Origin of the sequence: Curtobacterium sp. Leaf261 (assembly GCF_001422205.1) — a bacterium.
In the GTDB taxonomy this organism is placed as follows: Bacteria; Actinomycetota; Actinomycetes; order Actinomycetales; family Microbacteriaceae; genus Curtobacterium.
On the sequence record NZ_LMMJ01000010.1, the window covers coordinates 262,454 to 278,055 of the forward strand.

The 15,602-nt window shown below is 71.3% G+C and carries 13 protein-coding genes; 6 read left to right on the forward strand and 7 right to left on the reverse strand.

Going from position 1 to position 15,602, the window contains the following annotated elements:
• Positions 1-99: 99 nt before the first annotated feature.
• Together ASF23_RS14510 and ASF23_RS18425 are read right to left on the reverse strand one after the other, a co-directional pair.
• Positions 100-753 (reverse strand): response regulator transcription factor, encoded by a 654-nt coding sequence (locus ASF23_RS14510; protein WP_055955148.1) that lies wholly within the window; start codon positions 751-753, stop codon positions 100-102.
• The gene (locus tag ASF23_RS18425; RefSeq protein ID WP_055955151.1) at positions 750-1,949 is read right to left on the reverse strand and encodes a sensor histidine kinase; all 1,200 of its coding nucleotides are present in this window, start codon (positions 1,947-1,949) and stop codon (positions 750-752) included. The genes ASF23_RS14510 and ASF23_RS18425 overlap by 4 nt, the downstream gene beginning before the upstream one ends.
• Positions 1,950-2,087: 138 nt before the next feature.
• Here ASF23_RS18425 and ASF23_RS18430 point away from each other — a divergent pair, with 138 nt between their 5' ends.
• A complete protein-coding gene (locus ASF23_RS18430) occupies positions 2,088-3,197 on the forward strand; it encodes a heparan-alpha-glucosaminide N-acetyltransferase domain-containing protein (RefSeq protein ID WP_055955154.1) in 1,110 nt (369 codons plus the stop codon).
• A 120-nt stretch (positions 3,198-3,317) separates the two neighbouring features.
• Here the strand turns inward: ASF23_RS18430 and ASF23_RS14525 are convergent, their stop codons facing one another.
• Together ASF23_RS14525 and ASF23_RS14530 are read right to left on the reverse strand one after the other, a co-directional pair.
• Positions 3,318-4,124: a hypothetical protein gene (locus ASF23_RS14525; RefSeq protein WP_055955156.1), complete on the reverse strand. Its 807-nt coding sequence runs from the start codon at positions 4,122-4,124 to the stop codon at positions 3,318-3,320.
• 35 nt (positions 4,125-4,159) lie between these two features.
• Positions 4,160-4,942, reverse strand: a complete 783-nt coding sequence (locus ASF23_RS14530) for a hypothetical protein (protein WP_055955158.1) — start codon at positions 4,940-4,942, stop codon at positions 4,160-4,162.
• Positions 4,943-5,065: 123 nt separating this feature from the next.
• On the opposite strand from ASF23_RS14530, the gene ASF23_RS14535 reads away from it, so the two are divergent.
• Entirely contained in the window at positions 5,066-6,214 is a 1,149-nt protein-coding gene (locus ASF23_RS14535; protein WP_055955161.1) for a class I SAM-dependent methyltransferase, read from the forward strand.
• Here ASF23_RS14535 and ASF23_RS14540 read toward each other — a convergent pair.
• The 3 genes from ASF23_RS14540 to ASF23_RS14550 all read right to left on the reverse strand — a co-directional run bounded on the left by ASF23_RS14540 (position 6,192) and on the right by ASF23_RS14550 (position 8,598).
• On the reverse strand, positions 6,192-6,932 hold the full coding sequence (locus tag ASF23_RS14540; RefSeq protein WP_156364543.1) for a hypothetical protein: 741 nt from the start codon (positions 6,930-6,932) through the stop codon (positions 6,192-6,194). The genes ASF23_RS14535 and ASF23_RS14540 overlap by 23 nt on opposite strands.
• A gap of 164 nt (positions 6,933-7,096) precedes the next feature.
• The gene (locus tag ASF23_RS14545) at positions 7,097-7,939 is read right to left on the reverse strand and encodes an aldo/keto reductase (protein ID WP_055955167.1); all 843 of its coding nucleotides are present in this window, start codon (positions 7,937-7,939) and stop codon (positions 7,097-7,099) included.
• A 167-nt stretch (positions 7,940-8,106) separates the two neighbouring features.
• On the reverse strand, positions 8,107-8,598 hold the full coding sequence (locus tag ASF23_RS14550; protein WP_326999003.1) for a pilus assembly protein CpaE: 492 nt from the start codon (positions 8,596-8,598) through the stop codon (positions 8,107-8,109).
• Positions 8,599-8,767: 169 nt separating this feature from the next.
• Between ASF23_RS14550 and ASF23_RS14555 the strand changes: the two genes are divergently transcribed.
• The 4 genes from ASF23_RS14555 to ASF23_RS14570 all read left to right on the forward strand — a co-directional run bounded on the left by ASF23_RS14555 (position 8,768) and on the right by ASF23_RS14570 (position 15,568).
• On the forward strand, positions 8,768-11,578 hold the full coding sequence (locus tag ASF23_RS14555; protein WP_055955173.1) for a glycoside hydrolase family 2 protein: 2,811 nt from the start codon (positions 8,768-8,770) through the stop codon (positions 11,576-11,578).
• Positions 11,579-11,877: 299 nt separating this feature from the next.
• Positions 11,878-13,242, forward strand: coding sequence for a sugar transferase (locus tag ASF23_RS14560; RefSeq protein ID WP_055955176.1), 1,365 nt, complete (start codon positions 11,878-11,880; stop codon positions 13,240-13,242).
• A gap of 171 nt (positions 13,243-13,413) precedes the next feature.
• Positions 13,414-13,692 (forward strand): twin-arginine translocase TatA/TatE family subunit, encoded by a 279-nt coding sequence (tatA, locus tag ASF23_RS19020; RefSeq protein ID WP_055955541.1) that lies wholly within the window; start codon positions 13,414-13,416, stop codon positions 13,690-13,692.
• A 421-nt stretch (positions 13,693-14,113) separates the two neighbouring features.
• Positions 14,114-15,568 (forward strand): MFS transporter, encoded by a 1,455-nt coding sequence (locus tag ASF23_RS14570; protein WP_055955179.1) that lies wholly within the window; start codon positions 14,114-14,116, stop codon positions 15,566-15,568.
• Positions 15,569-15,602 lie beyond the last annotated feature (34 nt).

Consider the following 15,602-nt stretch of genomic DNA (forward strand, 5'->3'; position numbering starts at 1 on the left):
CACCTGCGGGACGCAGGCTCGCTCATGGTGTCGGAACAACCCGAGGACATACACAATGTGATATCTATAGCGTGATCAGACCCCGGACGGGCGAACGGCTCAGACGAGTCCCTGCTCGTAGGCCACGATCACGGCGTGCACGCGGTCCCGGAGCTGCAGCTTGGCGAGGACCCGGCCGACGTGGGTCTTGACCGTCGACTCGGACAGGAACAGCTCCGCGGCGATCTCGGTGTTCGTCCGGCCGCGTCCGATCGCCTCGAGGACCTCGCGCTCGCGGGCCGACAGGACGTCGAGGGCCGACGACGCGACGGTCCGACGACCCTCGGGCAGCGTCCCCCTGACCTGCTCGAGGACCGCTCGGGTCGCCCGGGGTGACACGATCGCGTCGCCGGCCGCCACCCCGCGGATCGCGGCCACGAGTTCGGACGGCGGCGCGTCCTTCAGCAGGAACCCGCTCGCGCCCGCGTTGAGCGCTGCGAAGGCGTACTCGTCGAGGTCGAACGTGGTGAGCACGAGGACGCGGACCTCGGGCATCGTGCGGGTGATCTCCCGTGTGGCGTCGATGCCGTCCCGGCCGGGCATCCGGACGTCCATCAGGACGACGTCGGGACGGAGTTCCCGGACCCGGTCGACCGCGCTGTCGCCGTCGGCCGCCTCGCCGACGACGGTCATGTCGGACTCGACCCCGAGCACCATCACCGTGCCCATCCGGACGAGGTCCTGGTCGTCGACGACGAGGACGCGGATGCTCATGCGGGGAGGTCCTCTCGGCTCGTCGTGGCACTGGGCAGGGTGATGCGGGTACGCCATCCGACGGACGGCAGGCGCCCGACCTCGACCGTCCCGCCGTACATCGCGGCCCGCTCCCGCATCCCGAGGATCCCACGTCCCGCACCGACGTCGACCGTACGGGGCGTCCCGGACGGACCCGCGGCGCCGTCGTCGGTCACCGTGAGGACCACGCCCACCCCGGACAGGTCGAGCTCGACGAGCACGCGACTCGGTGCGATCGCGTACCGGAGCACGTTCGTCAGGGACTCCTGGACCGCGCGGTGCACGACGAGGGCGGTGCCGGGACCCACGACGGTGTCGGGTCCTCGGCGACGGAACTCGACGGGGAGCCCCGCCTGCCGGTACCGCTCGACCAGGGCCGGGATGTCCTCGACGCCGGGCTGCGGCGCGTGTTCCACGGACTCGTCCCCGCGGAGGACACCGAGTGTCCGCCGGAGATCCGCCAGCGAGGTCCGACCGGTCTCGGCGACGAGTCGACTCGCTTCCGCAGCCCGGTCGGGAGCGGCGGCAGACATCGCCGCGGCACCGTCCGCCAGCCGGATCATCACGCTGAGACCGTGCGCGACGATGTCGTGCATCTCGCGGGCGATCCGGGCACGCTCGGCCGCTCCGGCGAGTTCCGCCTGCTGGTCGCGCTCGACCGCGAGCCGGTCGGCCAGCTCGAGCAGCGCGCGGAGGTACCGCCGTCGCGTGCCGACCCACACGCCGGTGACCAGGGCGAGCAGCACGCCCACCGCGACCTCGACCGCGTACAGCAGCGGCGCCTCCAGGCCGAGCGCGACCAGCGTCACCACCGTGACGGCAGCGCCCGCGCACGTCCACGCCCAGCGTGCGCGGCGGTCCTGCGCGACCGTGGCGAGCGCCACCATGACGCTGACCAGGGGGTGCGGGTGTGCGGACGTGACCGCGAGCGCGGCGCAGACGACGACGAGCGCGAGCGTCGTGACCGGGAGGCGCCGACGGACGAGGAGCGCCGCCGACGCGACCGGCACGAGGGCGGTCATCCACGGTTGGTCACCCCTCAGGAACGCTGCGGTCGCGCTCCCGAGCAGGAGGTCGAGGACGAGCGCCAGCAGGGCGACGCCGACGTCGACGGTCTCGGGGTGACGCTCCGACCAGCTCGGTGTCGGCGTCGGCGTCGGGGGGTGGTGGTCCATCTGCTCCTCCGCCTGCCGGTGACGATCGTGCCGGCGGTTGCCGCTCGGTCCGGGGTGGTCCCGCGTGGTACTCCGGTACCGGTCAACGGTACCGGGGGCTCTCGTGGCGGTGTCCCGTCGGACCGTACCGTCCTGTCCATGACCACCACAACGACCCGCCGCCCGGGACGACTCGTCGGCATCGACCTCGCACGCGCACTGGCCGTGCTCGGCATGATCGTCGTGCACGTCGGCAACCCGCCCGAGGCGTTCCATCTCCTGCGACCGGAGACCTGGGGAGCTGTCGTGCAGGGCCGGTCCTCGACGGTCTTCGCGCTGCTCGCTGGCGTGTCGCTCGCCCTGATGACCGGTGGGTCGACCCCGCACGTCGGGGCGCGGCTCCGGACCGACCGGGCGCGCATCGCACTGCGCGCCGGCATCATCGCGGTGATCGGCGTCGGACTCGTCCTCCTCGGCACCCAGGCGATCGTGATCCTGCCCGTCTACGGCGTGGTATTCCTCATCGCCCTGCCGGCGCTCCGGTGGCGACGACGGACACTCCTGATCGTCGCGGGAGTCGCGGCACTGCTCGCCGTCCCGGCGTCCATCCTGACCGCCGTCGGACTGCTCGGCGTCCCGCCGATGATCGGGGCCGTCATCGGGACCTACCCCCTGGTGACCTTCCTCGCGTACGTGCTGGTCGGGGTCGCGGTCGGACGGAGCGACTTGTCGAGCGTCCGTGTCCAGCGCGGCCTGCTCGGTCTCGGTGTCGTCCTCGCGCTGATGGCGTACAGCGTCGGCGGCCTGCTCGCCCCCATCGGCGGCCGGTCCTCACACGGCGGCCTCGTCGAGATCCTGCTCACCCCGCGGACGCACTCGTCCTCGCTCGTCGACGTCGTCGGCACGATCGGCGTCGCGCTCGCCGTGGTCGGTCTCGGATCGCTCGTCGCAGGACGCGGCGGGCGGTGGCTCCGGCCACTCGTCGCCGTCGGGTCGATGCCCCTGTCGCTGTACGCCGGGCACATCCTCGTCATCGCGATCGTCAACGCCGTGGTCGGTGGACGCGGGTGGGACGGCGCGCTCGCCGGCTGGCTGTTCGTGCTCGGGGCGGTCGTCGTCGCGGTGCTCTGGCGATCCCGGTTCCGGCGTGGGCCGCTCGAGGGTGTCATCGCCGCGGTCGTGGTGCGGGCGGTGCCGGGGCCGGCGCCGACGCTCCGTCCGACCGAAGCACGGGTCGGCGGCGAACCGCAGTCGTCCGCGCGACGCTGACGCGGTACCCGCACGCTATCCGCGCCGACCTCCGCCGGCGCGGACAGCGTGCGCCACGACGAAGCCCCCGCCCGGATCAACCGGGCGGGGGCTTCGTGCGTCATGACGACGCGGGATGGATCAGAGCGCGACCGTGGCGCTGGTCGTGGCGCCGTCGACGGTCGTCACGGTGACGAGCACCTGCGTGTCACCCGCCGTGACCGGGATGGGGAGGCCGAACACGACGATGCCCTTGCCGTCGGGGATCGTCGTCGCCGCGACGACCTTCCCGCCGATCGACGCGGTCACGGTCGCTCCGGCATTGGCCTTGCCGCTGAGGACCACGTCGGTCCCGTAGTGCACCGCGCGCGGGTTGACGAGCTGTGCCTCGGCCTGCTTGGGCGGCTGGACAGTCTCCCCACCCGGGACGGGTGTGGTGGACGGGGCGAAGGTGGCGGGGACGATCGCCTGCGGCGCACCCGCGTACCCGGACGGCGCGAGGACCCCGCGCGACTGGAGGACGCTGAGCAGGGCGTCGGTACCGGTGGTGACGCGGTGCTGGTGCAGGGCGAACGAACCGTCGTCGTTCTGCGTCGTCCGGAACGTCTGCGCGGGAGCATCGACGTCGCAGGCGCCGAGCGTCAGCAGGAGCGGGACCCCTGTGACACAGCGATCGCCGACGACGACGGGACCGGACGTCCCGACATCGGGGATCGACACCCGGGTGGCAGCGGACTTCGCGGCGGCGTAGGAGGTGGGAGCTCCGGCCGCGAGTGCGTTCGCGTCCCCGCCGACGATCGGCACGAAGGCGGAACCGTTCGTGGCGATGAAGGAACCGGCGAGTCGGGCAGGTGCCGGTGTCGTGGCTGCGGAGGCCGGCGCGGTGCCGACGGCGACCGCTCCGATCGCGACGGCGCCGATGATGCCGGCCTTGATGAATGCGTGCATGGTGTGGTTCTTCCTGGAGTGGGTGGGGATGGGTGCTACAGGGCGACGGTGGTGCTGGCGGTCCGGCCGTCGCGCGTCGTCACGGAGACGAGAGCCGACGTGTCGCCCTCTGCGACGGGGACGACGAGCCCGATGTTCGACTGACCGGCCGAGAGCGTCTGGGAGCCGACGACGACACCGTTGACCGAGACGGTGACCGTCGCGCCGCCCTCGGTCTTGCCGCCGATGATGGCGCCGTCGCCGGTGTTGATGGCGAAGACGTTCTCGAGGCTCGCGCCGGCACTCGATCCACCGGAACCGGGGACCTGCTCCGTCGACGGCGTGAGGTTCGCCGCGACGATCGACTGGGCGACGGAGCCCGCCGGTGCGAGGACGAGCTTCCGCCCGTCGACGCCGAGCGTGATGTCGAGTGTGGAGGCGTTGCCCGAGGGGCGGAGGGCAAGCGAACCGTCGGCGTTCCGCACGGTCGTGAAGGACTGCGCCGCGGCGTTCACGCCGCACGCATCGAGGCTCACCCGGAACGGCCCGCTGACGATGCAGCTCGTGCCGGCGACGACGACCGGCCCGGTGGTCCCGACGGCGGGGATCGTGAAGTGCGTGCCCGCGGCGGTCGCCGCCGCCAGCGATGTCGGGGTACCGACGCCGACGCCGATCGCGCCACCGGTCAGGGGCGTGTACGCCGAGCCACTCGCGACGACGAGGGTCCCGCCGAGTCGGTCGGGCGTGGGGGCGGTCGCCGCGGAAGCGGGGGCGGCTGCGACGATGACCGCGCCGATGGCGACGGCACCGATGATGCCGGCCTTGATGGATGTGCGCATGGAGTTCCTTCTGCTCGAGACGACGGGTGCGTCGCCAACATCCCGATGGTGCCGGAAGCGGCTGAACATATTGCATGAGACATACCGAGCGCACCGAACCACCCGGTCGTCTACCCTGAGCGAGTGCCCGCCTTCGACTTCGCCGACCTCTTCCGGCGCGAGCAGGGATCCGACGACCCGGACCTGATGGCGATCGACGGCACCGACCGGTTCATCCTCGACGAGGCCCCGCACCTGCACGGCGATGCCCTGCGGCACCCGGGCGCGGTCACCGTCGTCGACGACCAGTACGGCACGCTCACGATCGGCGTCATCGCGCTGAACGGGTCGACCGACGTCCGGGTGGTCCAGGACTCCCTCGTCGGTGAGCGGGCCCTCAGCGCGAACGCCGGGACCTTCGGCCATCGCGGGTTCCATCACCCGCCGACGCTGGAGGAGTCGTTCCGGGACAGCCGGCTCGTCCTCGTCCGGCTCTCCAAGTCCCTCGACCGGCTCGACGAGGTCGCGCGCGCGGTGGCGAGGTTCGCCGCGCCGGACGTCGTGTTCGTCGCCGGCGGCCGGACGAAGTACATGACGCTGTCCCAGAACGACGTGCTCCGGAAGTACTTCGGGGACGTCGTCGCGAGCCGTGGCCGGAGCAAGACCCGGTTGCTGATCGCGACCGACCCGCTCCGAGCGCAGGCGACCCGCGCCGACGTCACGGACCCCTGGCCCCGCAAGGTGTACTCCGACGAACTCGGCTTCACGATCGCGGCCCACGGCGGGGTGTTCGCAGGGACGCGTCTCGACCTCGGCACCCGGGTGCTCCTCGACGCCGTCGCGGACGCGGTGCCGGACGCGCGGGACATCGTCGATCTCGGGTGCGGGAACGGGGTGGTTGCGACATCGCTGGCACTCGCGCGTCCGTCGGCTCGGATCGTGGCCACGGACGTCGCGGCGACGGCGATCGCATCGACCCGGGCGACGGCGCAGCTCGCCGGGGTCGCGGACCGCGTCGAGACCGTCCGGTCGGATGCGGGAGACCAGCTGGCCGACGGCAGCGCGGACCTCATCGTCTGCAACCCGCCGTTCCACGCCGACACGACCGTGAGCACCGACACCGCCGAGGCGATGTTCCGGAATGCCGCAGCCGTGCTCCGGCCGGGCGGCGAGCTCTGGGTGGTGTGGAACTCACACCTGCGTTACCGTCCCTCGCTCGAGCGCGAGGTCGGCCCGACACGCGAGGTCGTCCGGACACCGAAGTTCACCGTCACCGCGTCCACGCGACGCTGACCACGAGCCCCGCGCAGCGTTCTGCACGTCCGGACGACGACTGCGCCGTCGGCCGACGGAGCTCCTGTCGTCGGGGCGAGCACTCCGCGCGGCCGGAGCGAGCGATCGAGCGAATCAGCGCGTCAGGCGCCCGTGTGGCTCGGGCACTCCCACGGGCAGGACCCTGCGCGATCGATCCGAGAGCCGCCTCACGGTCGAGGCCCTGCCGGAGTGCGCCGTCGAGCGTGATGACCGCATCTCGGAACGACCACGAGCGCGCGACATCCACGGCGGTCGTGATCGGGGACGTCACCCGGAGCGGTTCGTCCAGGACGCGCCATGGCCGGGTCGCGGCGGAGTCCTCGTCGGAGAGCGGATGGAGCACGACGGAGCGCCCCCGTGCGTCGCGACGTGTCCGACCCCGTTCGGACACGTCGACGCGATCCGGCAGCTCGCCGATCCGCGGCCACCGCAGCAGGAGGACGGCGGACGCGTACGACACCGCGCGGTCGTCCTCGAGCATCGGAGCGATCGCCGCGATGCGTGCGCGATGACGGTCGTCGGGGTGGAGGACCGCCCAGTCCCGCGCGCGGACGTCCGCCCCGGGGGTCAACCGGACGAACGCGTCCGCTGGCACCGTCCCTCCAGTCCGGACGGTCTCGTGCGGGACCGCAGCCCGCTGGATCGAGCGGGCGACGTCCGGGGGCGTACGCGTGTGCACGCGGATGATCTCGAACACCGTCACGAGCGTGCCCGACTTCCCGCGACGTCGTCGGGAGTTGTCCACAGCGCCGGAACTGCGCACGGAAACGACAAGCGCGCGTGTCAGGACACGCGCGCTTGTCGTTCAGCCGAGCAGAACCCGGGCAGAGCCGAGCGGAACCCGGGCAGGACCCCGGGGGATCAGCTCGGGATGTAGTTGAACTCGTCCGGGTTCGGGCCGGTCCGCTCGTCCTTGTTCAGCGTCGTGATGTCCGTCATGTCCTCGTCCGAGAGCTCGAAGTCGAACAGGGCGAAGTTCTCCTCGACGCGCGACCGCGTCACGGACTTCGGGAACACGATGTCGCCGCGCTGGATGTGCCAGCGGAGCACGACCTGGGCGGACGTCCTGTCGAGTGCGGACGCGATGCGCTCGATCGTCGGGTTGTCGAGCACGAGGCCCTGCGCGATCGGCGACCAGGCCTCGGTCGCGATGCCGTGCTCGGCACCGTAGGCACGGAGCGGGTCCTGCGTCAGGTACGGGTGCACCTCGATCTGGTTGACGGACGGCGTGACCGTCGTCTCGTCGCGCAGGCGGTTGAGGTGATGCGTCTGGAAGTTCGACACGCCGATCGAGCGAGCGGTGCCGTCGCGGTAGAGCTCCTCCATCGCCTTCCACGTCTCGACGAAGTCGCCGACGCCGGGGAGCGGCCAGTGGATGAGGAAGAGGTCGATGTACCCACCGAGGAGCTCGGCGGACTTCTTGCCGTTCTCGATCGCGGCGTCATGGTCGTGGAAGCCGTTGTTGAGCTTCGAGGTGACGAAGATCTCGTCGCGCGGGATGCCGGACGCCTCGATGGCCTCGCCGACCTCCTTCTCGTTGCCGTACATCTCCGCCGTGTCGATGTGGCGGTAGCCGACCTCGAGGGCTGCCAGCGTCGCCGCCTTGGTCTCCTCGGCGGGGATCTGGAAGACACCGAAGCCGAGCTGCGGGATCGTCTTGCCGTCGTTCAGGGTGATCGTGGGAACGGTGTTCTGGTCGGTCACGGTTCTCCTTCTGCTCGTCCGTGGTGGTGCCGATCGGCACCCGACAAGTCAACTCCCGGGCGCACGGCTCGCGTTCCGAGAACGCTCAGGTCTGCCGGACGGGAGGCGCGGTGCGGGCTGGCACCGTGCCTCCCGTCCGCATCGCGGTCACGTCGGACGACCGCCGCTCAGATCGTCAGCGACGCGTGGATGTACGCCTGGAGCGCCTCGCCGTAGGCGACCGCCGGATCGGCCGCGGCGAACGTCCGGTCCGCGTCCTCGATGCGCGCCGTGACGGTGTGCATTGCGCCCGCGGGACCCTCGACGCGAGTCAGCCCGACGAACGCACGGCCGAGGAGCTCGCGGAGCTGGTCCTCGCGCGGGATCCAGAGCGCCTCGTCCTCCGCCACGGAGTCGAGCGCCCACTCGGTCGTCCCGTTGAACCCGAGCACGGCACCCGTCGGGAAGTCGTGCTTCTCGACCGTCATCTCCGCGAGCGTGTAGACGTCCTGGTCGACCTCCGGCTTGTCGATCACGAAGCGGTCGCCGGTCTCCGGCTTCCACCGGAGCCCGGCATCACGGAGGGCACGGGCGAGCTCGACGCTGATCATCGCTCCACTATGCCCCGGCTCCATCGACGCGCGCTCGGCGACCCCGCCCTTCACGGGTTCCCGACCCACTCGTACTACTATCGCGGCGCACCCACGCGTGCGCCGGGCCCATCGGCGCTGTCGTGTGGTGACGACGACCGGACCCCGGTGACGGCGCTCCCACGGAGCTCGGCGGCGGCAGGAACGGCGTCCCGACCAACGGTGCCGCGACGCGAGCGGCCCGGAGCAAAGGACCTCCATGACCCTCGAACGCGAGGAACTCCGCGCCGACTGGACCGCCACGATCGTGGAGGACGGTGCCTCGGGGATCCCGGTGGACGCTCCGAGCACGATCCGGGGTGCGGTCTTCGCGGCCACGGTCCCGGGGCAGGTGCACACCGACCTGGAGCGCGAGGGGTTCATCGCCGATCCCACGTTCGACCGGAACGAGGACCTCGCGAAGTGGGTCGGGCAGTCCGACTGGGCGTACCACCGCCGGATCGACGTCGATCCGCAGGGCTTCGAGCGCATCGACCTCGTGTGCGACGGACTCGACACGATCGCGTCCCTGAGCGTCGACGGTGTGCCGATCGGCTCGACCCGCAACATGCACCGGCGCTACCGCTTCGACCTCCGTGACCTGACCGGCTCGACCGCCGGCACCGAGCGCGACCTCGAGGTGCTCTTCGAGTCGCCGTACCGCGAGGCCGGTCGTCTCGCGGCGAAGTTCGGCACCATGCCTGGTCCGTACGACGAGCCGTTCGCGTACGTCCGGAAGATGGCGTCGGACTTCGGCTGGGACTGGGGCCTCACCGCGGTCACGAGCGGGCCGTGGCGCCCGGTCGCGATCGAGCGCTGGTCGACGGCCCGGCTCCGCGACGTCCGCCCGCTCGTCGACGTGGAGGCCGGAGAGGGCGTTCTCGACGCGCACATCGTCATCGAGCGCTCCGGCCCGAACCGGTTCGGTGAGAACACCGCCGACCTCGACCAGGACGGCGAGGACGACGACCTGGTGCTCGTGGTGACGGTGTCCGGCCACGACACCAAGCAGCGCTCCCGGGTCACGATCACCCCGAAGGACGACGAGGCCGTCGTCACGGTGCGGATCCCCGAGGCGCAGCAGTGGTGGCCGCGCGGCTACGGCGAGCAGGCGCTCTACGACGTCGAGGTGCTCGTCCAGACCGTCGACGGCGACGTCCTCGACCGGAACACGTTCCGCACCGGCTTCCGCTCGGTCCGGGTGGAGACGAAGCCCGACGAGGTCGGCCGACCGTTCGTGGTGCACGTCAACGGCACCCCGATCGACGTCAGGGGCGTCAACTGGATCCCGGACGACGTCATCGTCTCCCGGGTCACGCGCGACGACCTGCGCGAGCGCCTCGGGCAGGCGTCCGCGATGCACGCGAACCTCGTCCGGGTGTGGGGCGGCGGCGTGTACGAGTCCGTGGACTTCTACGAGGAGTGCGACGAGCAGGGCCTGCTCGTCTGGCAGGACTTCCTGTTCGCCTGCTCGAGCTACCCCGAGGGCGAGCCGCTCCGCTCCGAGGTCATCGCCGAGGCGCGGGACAACGTCGCACGACTGTCCCGCCATCCCTCGCTCGTGATCTGGAACGGCAACAACGAGAACATCTGGCTGCACGACGTGGACGGGTGGGCCGACGAGCTCGGCGAGCGTGGCTGGGGGCTCGACTACTACCTGGACCTCCTGCCGACCATCGTCGACGCCGTGGATCCCTCGCGGTTCTACACGGTCGCGTCGCCGTGGTCGGGGGACGAGGAGCTCCACCCGAACGACGTCGACCACGAGACGCACCACTCGTGGGACGTCTGGAACCGTGTCGGTGACGAGCACTACCGCGACTCGGTGCCGCGGTTCGTGTCCGAGTTCGGCTGGCAGGCGCCCCCGCAGTGGCGCACGATGCGCGACGCGGTGACCGACGCTCCGATGACCCCGACGTCCCCGGGCGTCGTGCACCACCAGAAGGCCGCCGACGGCATGGGGAAGCTCGAGCGGGGGCTCGCACCACGGTTCCCGGCCGAGACCGACGCCTCCGTCGCGGTCGACGGCGAGGCGGCGTTCGACCGGTGGCACTACCTGACGCAGCTGCAGCAGACGCGCGCGATCTCGACGGCCGTCGAGCACTGGCGCACGAACTGGCCGCGGAACACCGGGGTGGTGGTCTGGCAGCTCAACGACCTGTGGAGCGTGTCGTCCTGGTCGGCGATCGACGGTGCCGGGCGACTCAAGCCGCTCGCGCACGAGCTCCGACGGCTGTACGACGACGTGCTCCTGGCCGTCCGGCCGGTGGCCGCCGACGGTGCCGGGTCGCGGTCCGACGGGTCCGTCGCGTCCGGCGACGCGGACGATCGGACTGGAGGCGCGCATCCACGCACCGCCACCCTCCCCGTCACCGAGACGGCCAGGGACGCATCCGCGGCGTCGACCTCGAGCGATGAGGAAGCGCTCGGCCAGCTCGCCGACACCGCCGTGCTCGATCCGTCGACCGTCCGCGGACTCCGCGCCGACACCGAGGCGGATCCGTCGGTCCCCGGTCCCTCCCCGATGGAGATCGCCGTCCGGTCGTCGCGGCGGGGACTGTCGACCAGTGTGCGGGTGCGTCGGGTGTCACTCAGCGGCGCGATCCTCGCCGAGGCGGTGCTCCCCGTCGAGCTGCCGTCGCCGGGTGTGGTCGTGCTCGCTGTCCCGGGGCACGTCGGCATGGTGACGGACCCCGCCGAGGAACTCGTCGTCGCCGACATGGACTGGCGCCGCGCGGTCTGGACACCGCTCCCCGACCAGGAGATGCACTGGCGGCCGGCGTCCTACACCGCGACCGTCGAGGACTCCGACGACGGTGCGACCCTGACCGTGGTCGCGTCCTCGATCGTGCGGGACCTGCTCGTCCAGCCCGACCGGGTGTCGCCCGCGGGGCGTGTGGACCGCGGGTTCATGACGCTGCTCCCCGGCGAGCACGTGGTCTTCGCCCTGGACGGCATCGGCCACGACCAGCACGACGACGTGGTGCGGGAACCGGTCCTCTGGTCCCTCGACCGCGTCCTGGGCAGCTGACAAAGCCCGGTTCGGTATTGATATACAGTATCGTCGACTGATATGTTCAACGGACGTCGTCGAGAAATTCCTGGCTGACGTCCCGCGAGTGCGATCGCCCGCGGTGCAGATCTCTTCCCGGGGAGCGCTTCATGTCAGTCTTGTCCAACCCGGTCCCCCGGTCGCATCCGAGCCAAGCGCACACGACAACCTCCTCGCTGGGAGCCGCCCGGGCAGCCCACCCGGCGCTGCTCCGACCTGCGCGGCGTCCGAGTCCCACGCTCCTCCGAGCGTCCCGTCGGGTCGCCGCCACGGACCTGGTGGCGCTCCTCACGGCGTTCGTGGTCGCGCAGCTGCTCCGGTTCCCCAGCGAGACCCTCGTCCCCTCGGGGCCGTTCGCTGCGCTGGTGAATCCGCTCGTCGGGATCGCGATCGTCGCCGTCTGGTTCCTCGCGCTCGGGCGGTCTCGAGGGCCGCGGGCGATCGGAGCCGGACAGGACGAGTACCGGAGCCTGATCGCCGCGAGCATCACCGCCGCGGCACTCGTCGCGATCGTCGCCTACGTCTTCGACATCGACGTGGCTCGCGGCTACATCGCCATCGCCTTCCCGCTGGGGCTCGTGCTCGTGTGCATCGGGCGGAAGGCGTGGCGCTCGCACCTCGCCAGACGCCGCGCGGCCGGGGAGTACCTCGCCGACGTGCTCCTGGTCGGCGACCTCGACGACGTACGGTACGTCGGGGCCAAGATCGCGGCGAGCCCGACCACCGGGTACCGCGTCAGCGCGCTCGTCACCGACTGTGCCGCCCCGGGTGTCCCCGTCGTGCACGGTGCGGCGGAGTCGGTCGTCGCCGGCCCGATCGACGACGTCGTCGAGCTGGCCCGCGCCGCGGACGTCGCCGCTGTGGTCGTCGCCGGGAGCGTTCCCGGAGGGCACGCGCGACTCCGCCGCATCGGGTGGGAGCTCGAGGCGCTCGGGATCGAGCTCGTCGTGTCGTCGCCACTCGTCGACGTCGCGCAGACCCGGGTCCACCACCGACCCGTCGACGGGCTTCCGCTCATGCACGTCGAGACCCCCGACTACTCAAGGACGCACGTGGGCAAGCGTCTCCTCGATGCGGTCGGAGCGGCGGCGGGACTCGTGCTCCTCGCACCGGTGTTCGCCATGATCGCGCTCGCGATCCGAATCGACGACCGCGGACCGGTGTTCTTCCGGCAGACCCGGGTCGGCCGGGCCGGGGTCGAGTTCGCGATCCTCAAGTTCCGGACGATGGGCACGGACGCCGAGGCCAGGGTTGCAGAACTCGAGCGGCTCAACGACGGCGCCGGTCCGCTGTTCAAGATCAAGGACGACCCGCGGGTGACGCGCATGGGGGCTTTCCTGCGCAAGACCTCCCTCGACGAGCTGCCCCAGCTCTGGAACGTGCTGACCGGCACGATGAGCCTCGTCGGACCCCGTCCGGCGCTCCCGCGCGAAGTCGCCGTGTACGCGGACTTCGCGGACCGCCGTCTGCTCGTGACGCCGGGCATCACCGGTCTCTGGCAGGTCAGCGGACGCTCCGACCTCGACTGGGCAGAGGGGGTTCGGCTCGACCTGCACTACGTCGAGAACTGGTCGTTCGTGCACGACCTCGTGATCCTCGGCCGGACGATCCCCTCGGTGCTCCGATCGCGCGGAGCCTACTGACGCGATCCGAGACCCTCGCAGGCTGGGAGGACCCTCGCAGCCTGGGAGGACCCCGCATCGCTGTGCTTCCCGCGCGAGGCGGGTTACCATTGGAAGCATCACGGACTTCTGTGGTGCGCATCGATGACGATCCACCACCGCACCAGTTCTCCAGACCAAGGAGTGAACACCATGTTCCAGGGCCTCACCGGTATCCACCTGCTGATCATCCTCGGCATCGTCGTGCTCCTGTTCGGTGCGACGAAGCTCCCGGCCCTCGCCAAGGGCGTCGGTCAGTCCATCAACATCTTCAAGAAGGAGATGGACACCAAGGACACCAAATCGGACCCAACCGACCCGACGACCCCAGCGCCGCCGACGGCAGCCCCGACGCAGACATATGTGGCCCCGCAGGAGCCGCTGCTCAACCCGGGTCCGTCGGTGCAGCCGAACGGCGACCGCAAGTCCTGATCCCTCCTCCGGGCCCCGTCGGCCCGGATCCGGCCTGAGGCTTCCCAGCCCCCAGGTGATGCACGCTGGACCTCGAGTCGCGCGCATCGCACCGAAGCCGCCGTGTCCCTTCGGACACGGCGGCTTCGTCGTTCCCGCCGGGGTGCGCGCTCGCGGCGGCGCCGGCCGCTTTCCCCACAAAAAGACTGCCTGCCCGGAGACGGGTCGCGAATTGGTCGCTGTGCCCGGAAGACGACAGGCCGCGAGGAGGCGCGTCGGGCGCAGACGGGCTGAGCGCAGGCGGGTCGCGAATCGGTCGCTCTGCCCGGACGACGACAGGCCGCCCGGAGAAGGGCCGCGCATCGGTCGCTTTCCCCGCGAAGCGTCAGTCCTGGAGCCCGGCGCCGCGCACATCGGTCCCGCCGGGGGCCAGGATGAACCCATGACCCACCATGCGACACCAGGAGCCGGAACCGGGGCGGGGGCGCCGCTCCGCGACGACCGTCGGGTCGTCCTCGTCGTGGCGATCCTCGCGTCCTTCGTCGTCAGCCTCGACAGCAGTGTCGTGACGGTCGCCCTCCCGGCGATCCGCCACGAGCTCGGCGGCGGCCTCATCGTGCAGCAGTGGACGGTGGACGCGTACCTGATCACGCTCGGCGCCCTCATCCTCGTGGCCGGCTCGATGTCGGACCTCTTCGGGCGGGTGCGGATCGTCCGGTGGGGTCTCGTGGTGTTCGGGATCGCCTCGATCGCGTGCGCCGCTGCTCCCGACGGTGTGTTCCTCGTCGTGGCGAGGGCGTTCCAGGGCGTCGGTGGCGCGCTCATCACCCCGAGTTCCCTCGCGCTCATCGTCGCTGCCTTCCGGGGTGTCGCTCAGACCCGGGCGATCGGCACGTGGACGGCCTGGTCGAGTGCCGCGGTGATCGCCGGTCCGGTGCTCGGCGGCGTCATCGTGGACAGCATCGGATGGCGATGGATCTTCGTGCTGACCGCCGTGCCCATCGCCGTGACGATCGTGCTGGTCCGACGCATCAGCGCTGACGTCCGGACTGGACCGCACGCCAGGGTCGACGTGGTCGGTGCCGCCCTCGCCGTCGTCGGGGTCGGTGCGCTCGTGCTCGGGCTCATCGAGCAGGGCCGCGTCGGGTGGTCGTCCCCCCTCGTGATCGCCGCGATCGTGGTCGGTGCCGCGTCCCTCGTCGCCTTCGTCCCGTGGGAGCGCCGCGCGCCGGCGCCGCTCGTCCCGCTGGCGCTCTTCCGGGTCCGGAACTTCGCCGTCGGGAACGTCGCCACACTCTCGATCTACGGCGCGCTCGGCATGATGGGATTCGCCGTGACGCTCTTCGTGCAGGAGGTCTGGGCGTTCCCGGCATGGCTCGCGGGCTTCGCGACCCTGCCGCCGACACTGCTGCTGCTCGCGCTGTCGACGAGCGTCGGCACGTGGTCCGGCCGGCTCGGTCCGCGGATCTTCATGTCGGTCGGGCCGGTGCTCGGTGGTCTCGGCGCGCTGCTCATGCTCGTCGCGGGGGAGCGTCCCGACTACTGGTGGGGGATCCTGCCGGGGATGCTGCTCCTGGGGTTCGGGTTGACGCTGATGGTGACGCCCCTGACGAGCACGATCCTCGGGTCGGTGTCCGAGGAGCAGGCCGGCGTCGGATCAGCGGTCAACAACGCGATCGCCCGGATCGCGAGCCTCGTCGTCGTGGCCCTCGCCGGGGTCGTCCTCGGCGGGGAGATGAGCGTCGACGGGTTCCATCGGGCGGTGATCACGATGGCGGTGCTCCTGGTCGTCGGCGGTGTCGTGTCGGCGATCGGCATCCGGAACCCCGAGCGCACCGCGCCCGAGCGCACCGCACCCGAGCGCACCGCACCCGAGCGCCAGGGGAGCGACAGCTAGGCTCGGCCACCAGGCGCGTCACGCTGGCGTCGCC

Bases quoted from the DNA above. Each gene is read 5' to 3' on its own strand.
- ASF23_RS14510 (WP_055955148.1), bottom strand. From the start codon at position 753: ATGAGCATCCGCGTCCTCGTCGTCGACGACCAGGACCTCGTCCGGATG.
- ASF23_RS18425 (WP_055955151.1), bottom strand. From the start codon at position 1,949: ATGGACCACCACCCCCCGACGCCGACGCCGACACCGAGCTGGTCGGAG.
- ASF23_RS18430 (WP_055955154.1), top strand. From the start codon at position 2,088: ATGACCACCACAACGACCCGCCGCCCGGGACGACTCGTCGGCATCGAC.
- ASF23_RS14525 (WP_055955156.1), bottom strand. From the start codon at position 4,124: ATGCACGCATTCATCAAGGCCGGCATCATCGGCGCCGTCGCGATCGGA.
- ASF23_RS14530 (WP_055955158.1), bottom strand. From the start codon at position 4,942: ATGCGCACATCCATCAAGGCCGGCATCATCGGTGCCGTCGCCATCGGC.
- ASF23_RS14555 (WP_055955173.1), top strand. From the start codon at position 8,768: ATGACCCTCGAACGCGAGGAACTCCGCGCCGACTGGACCGCCACGATC.
- tatA (WP_055955541.1), top strand. From the start codon at position 13,414: ATGTTCCAGGGCCTCACCGGTATCCACCTGCTGATCATCCTCGGCATC.
- ASF23_RS14570 (WP_055955179.1), top strand. From the start codon at position 14,114: ATGACCCACCATGCGACACCAGGAGCCGGAACCGGGGCGGGGGCGCCG.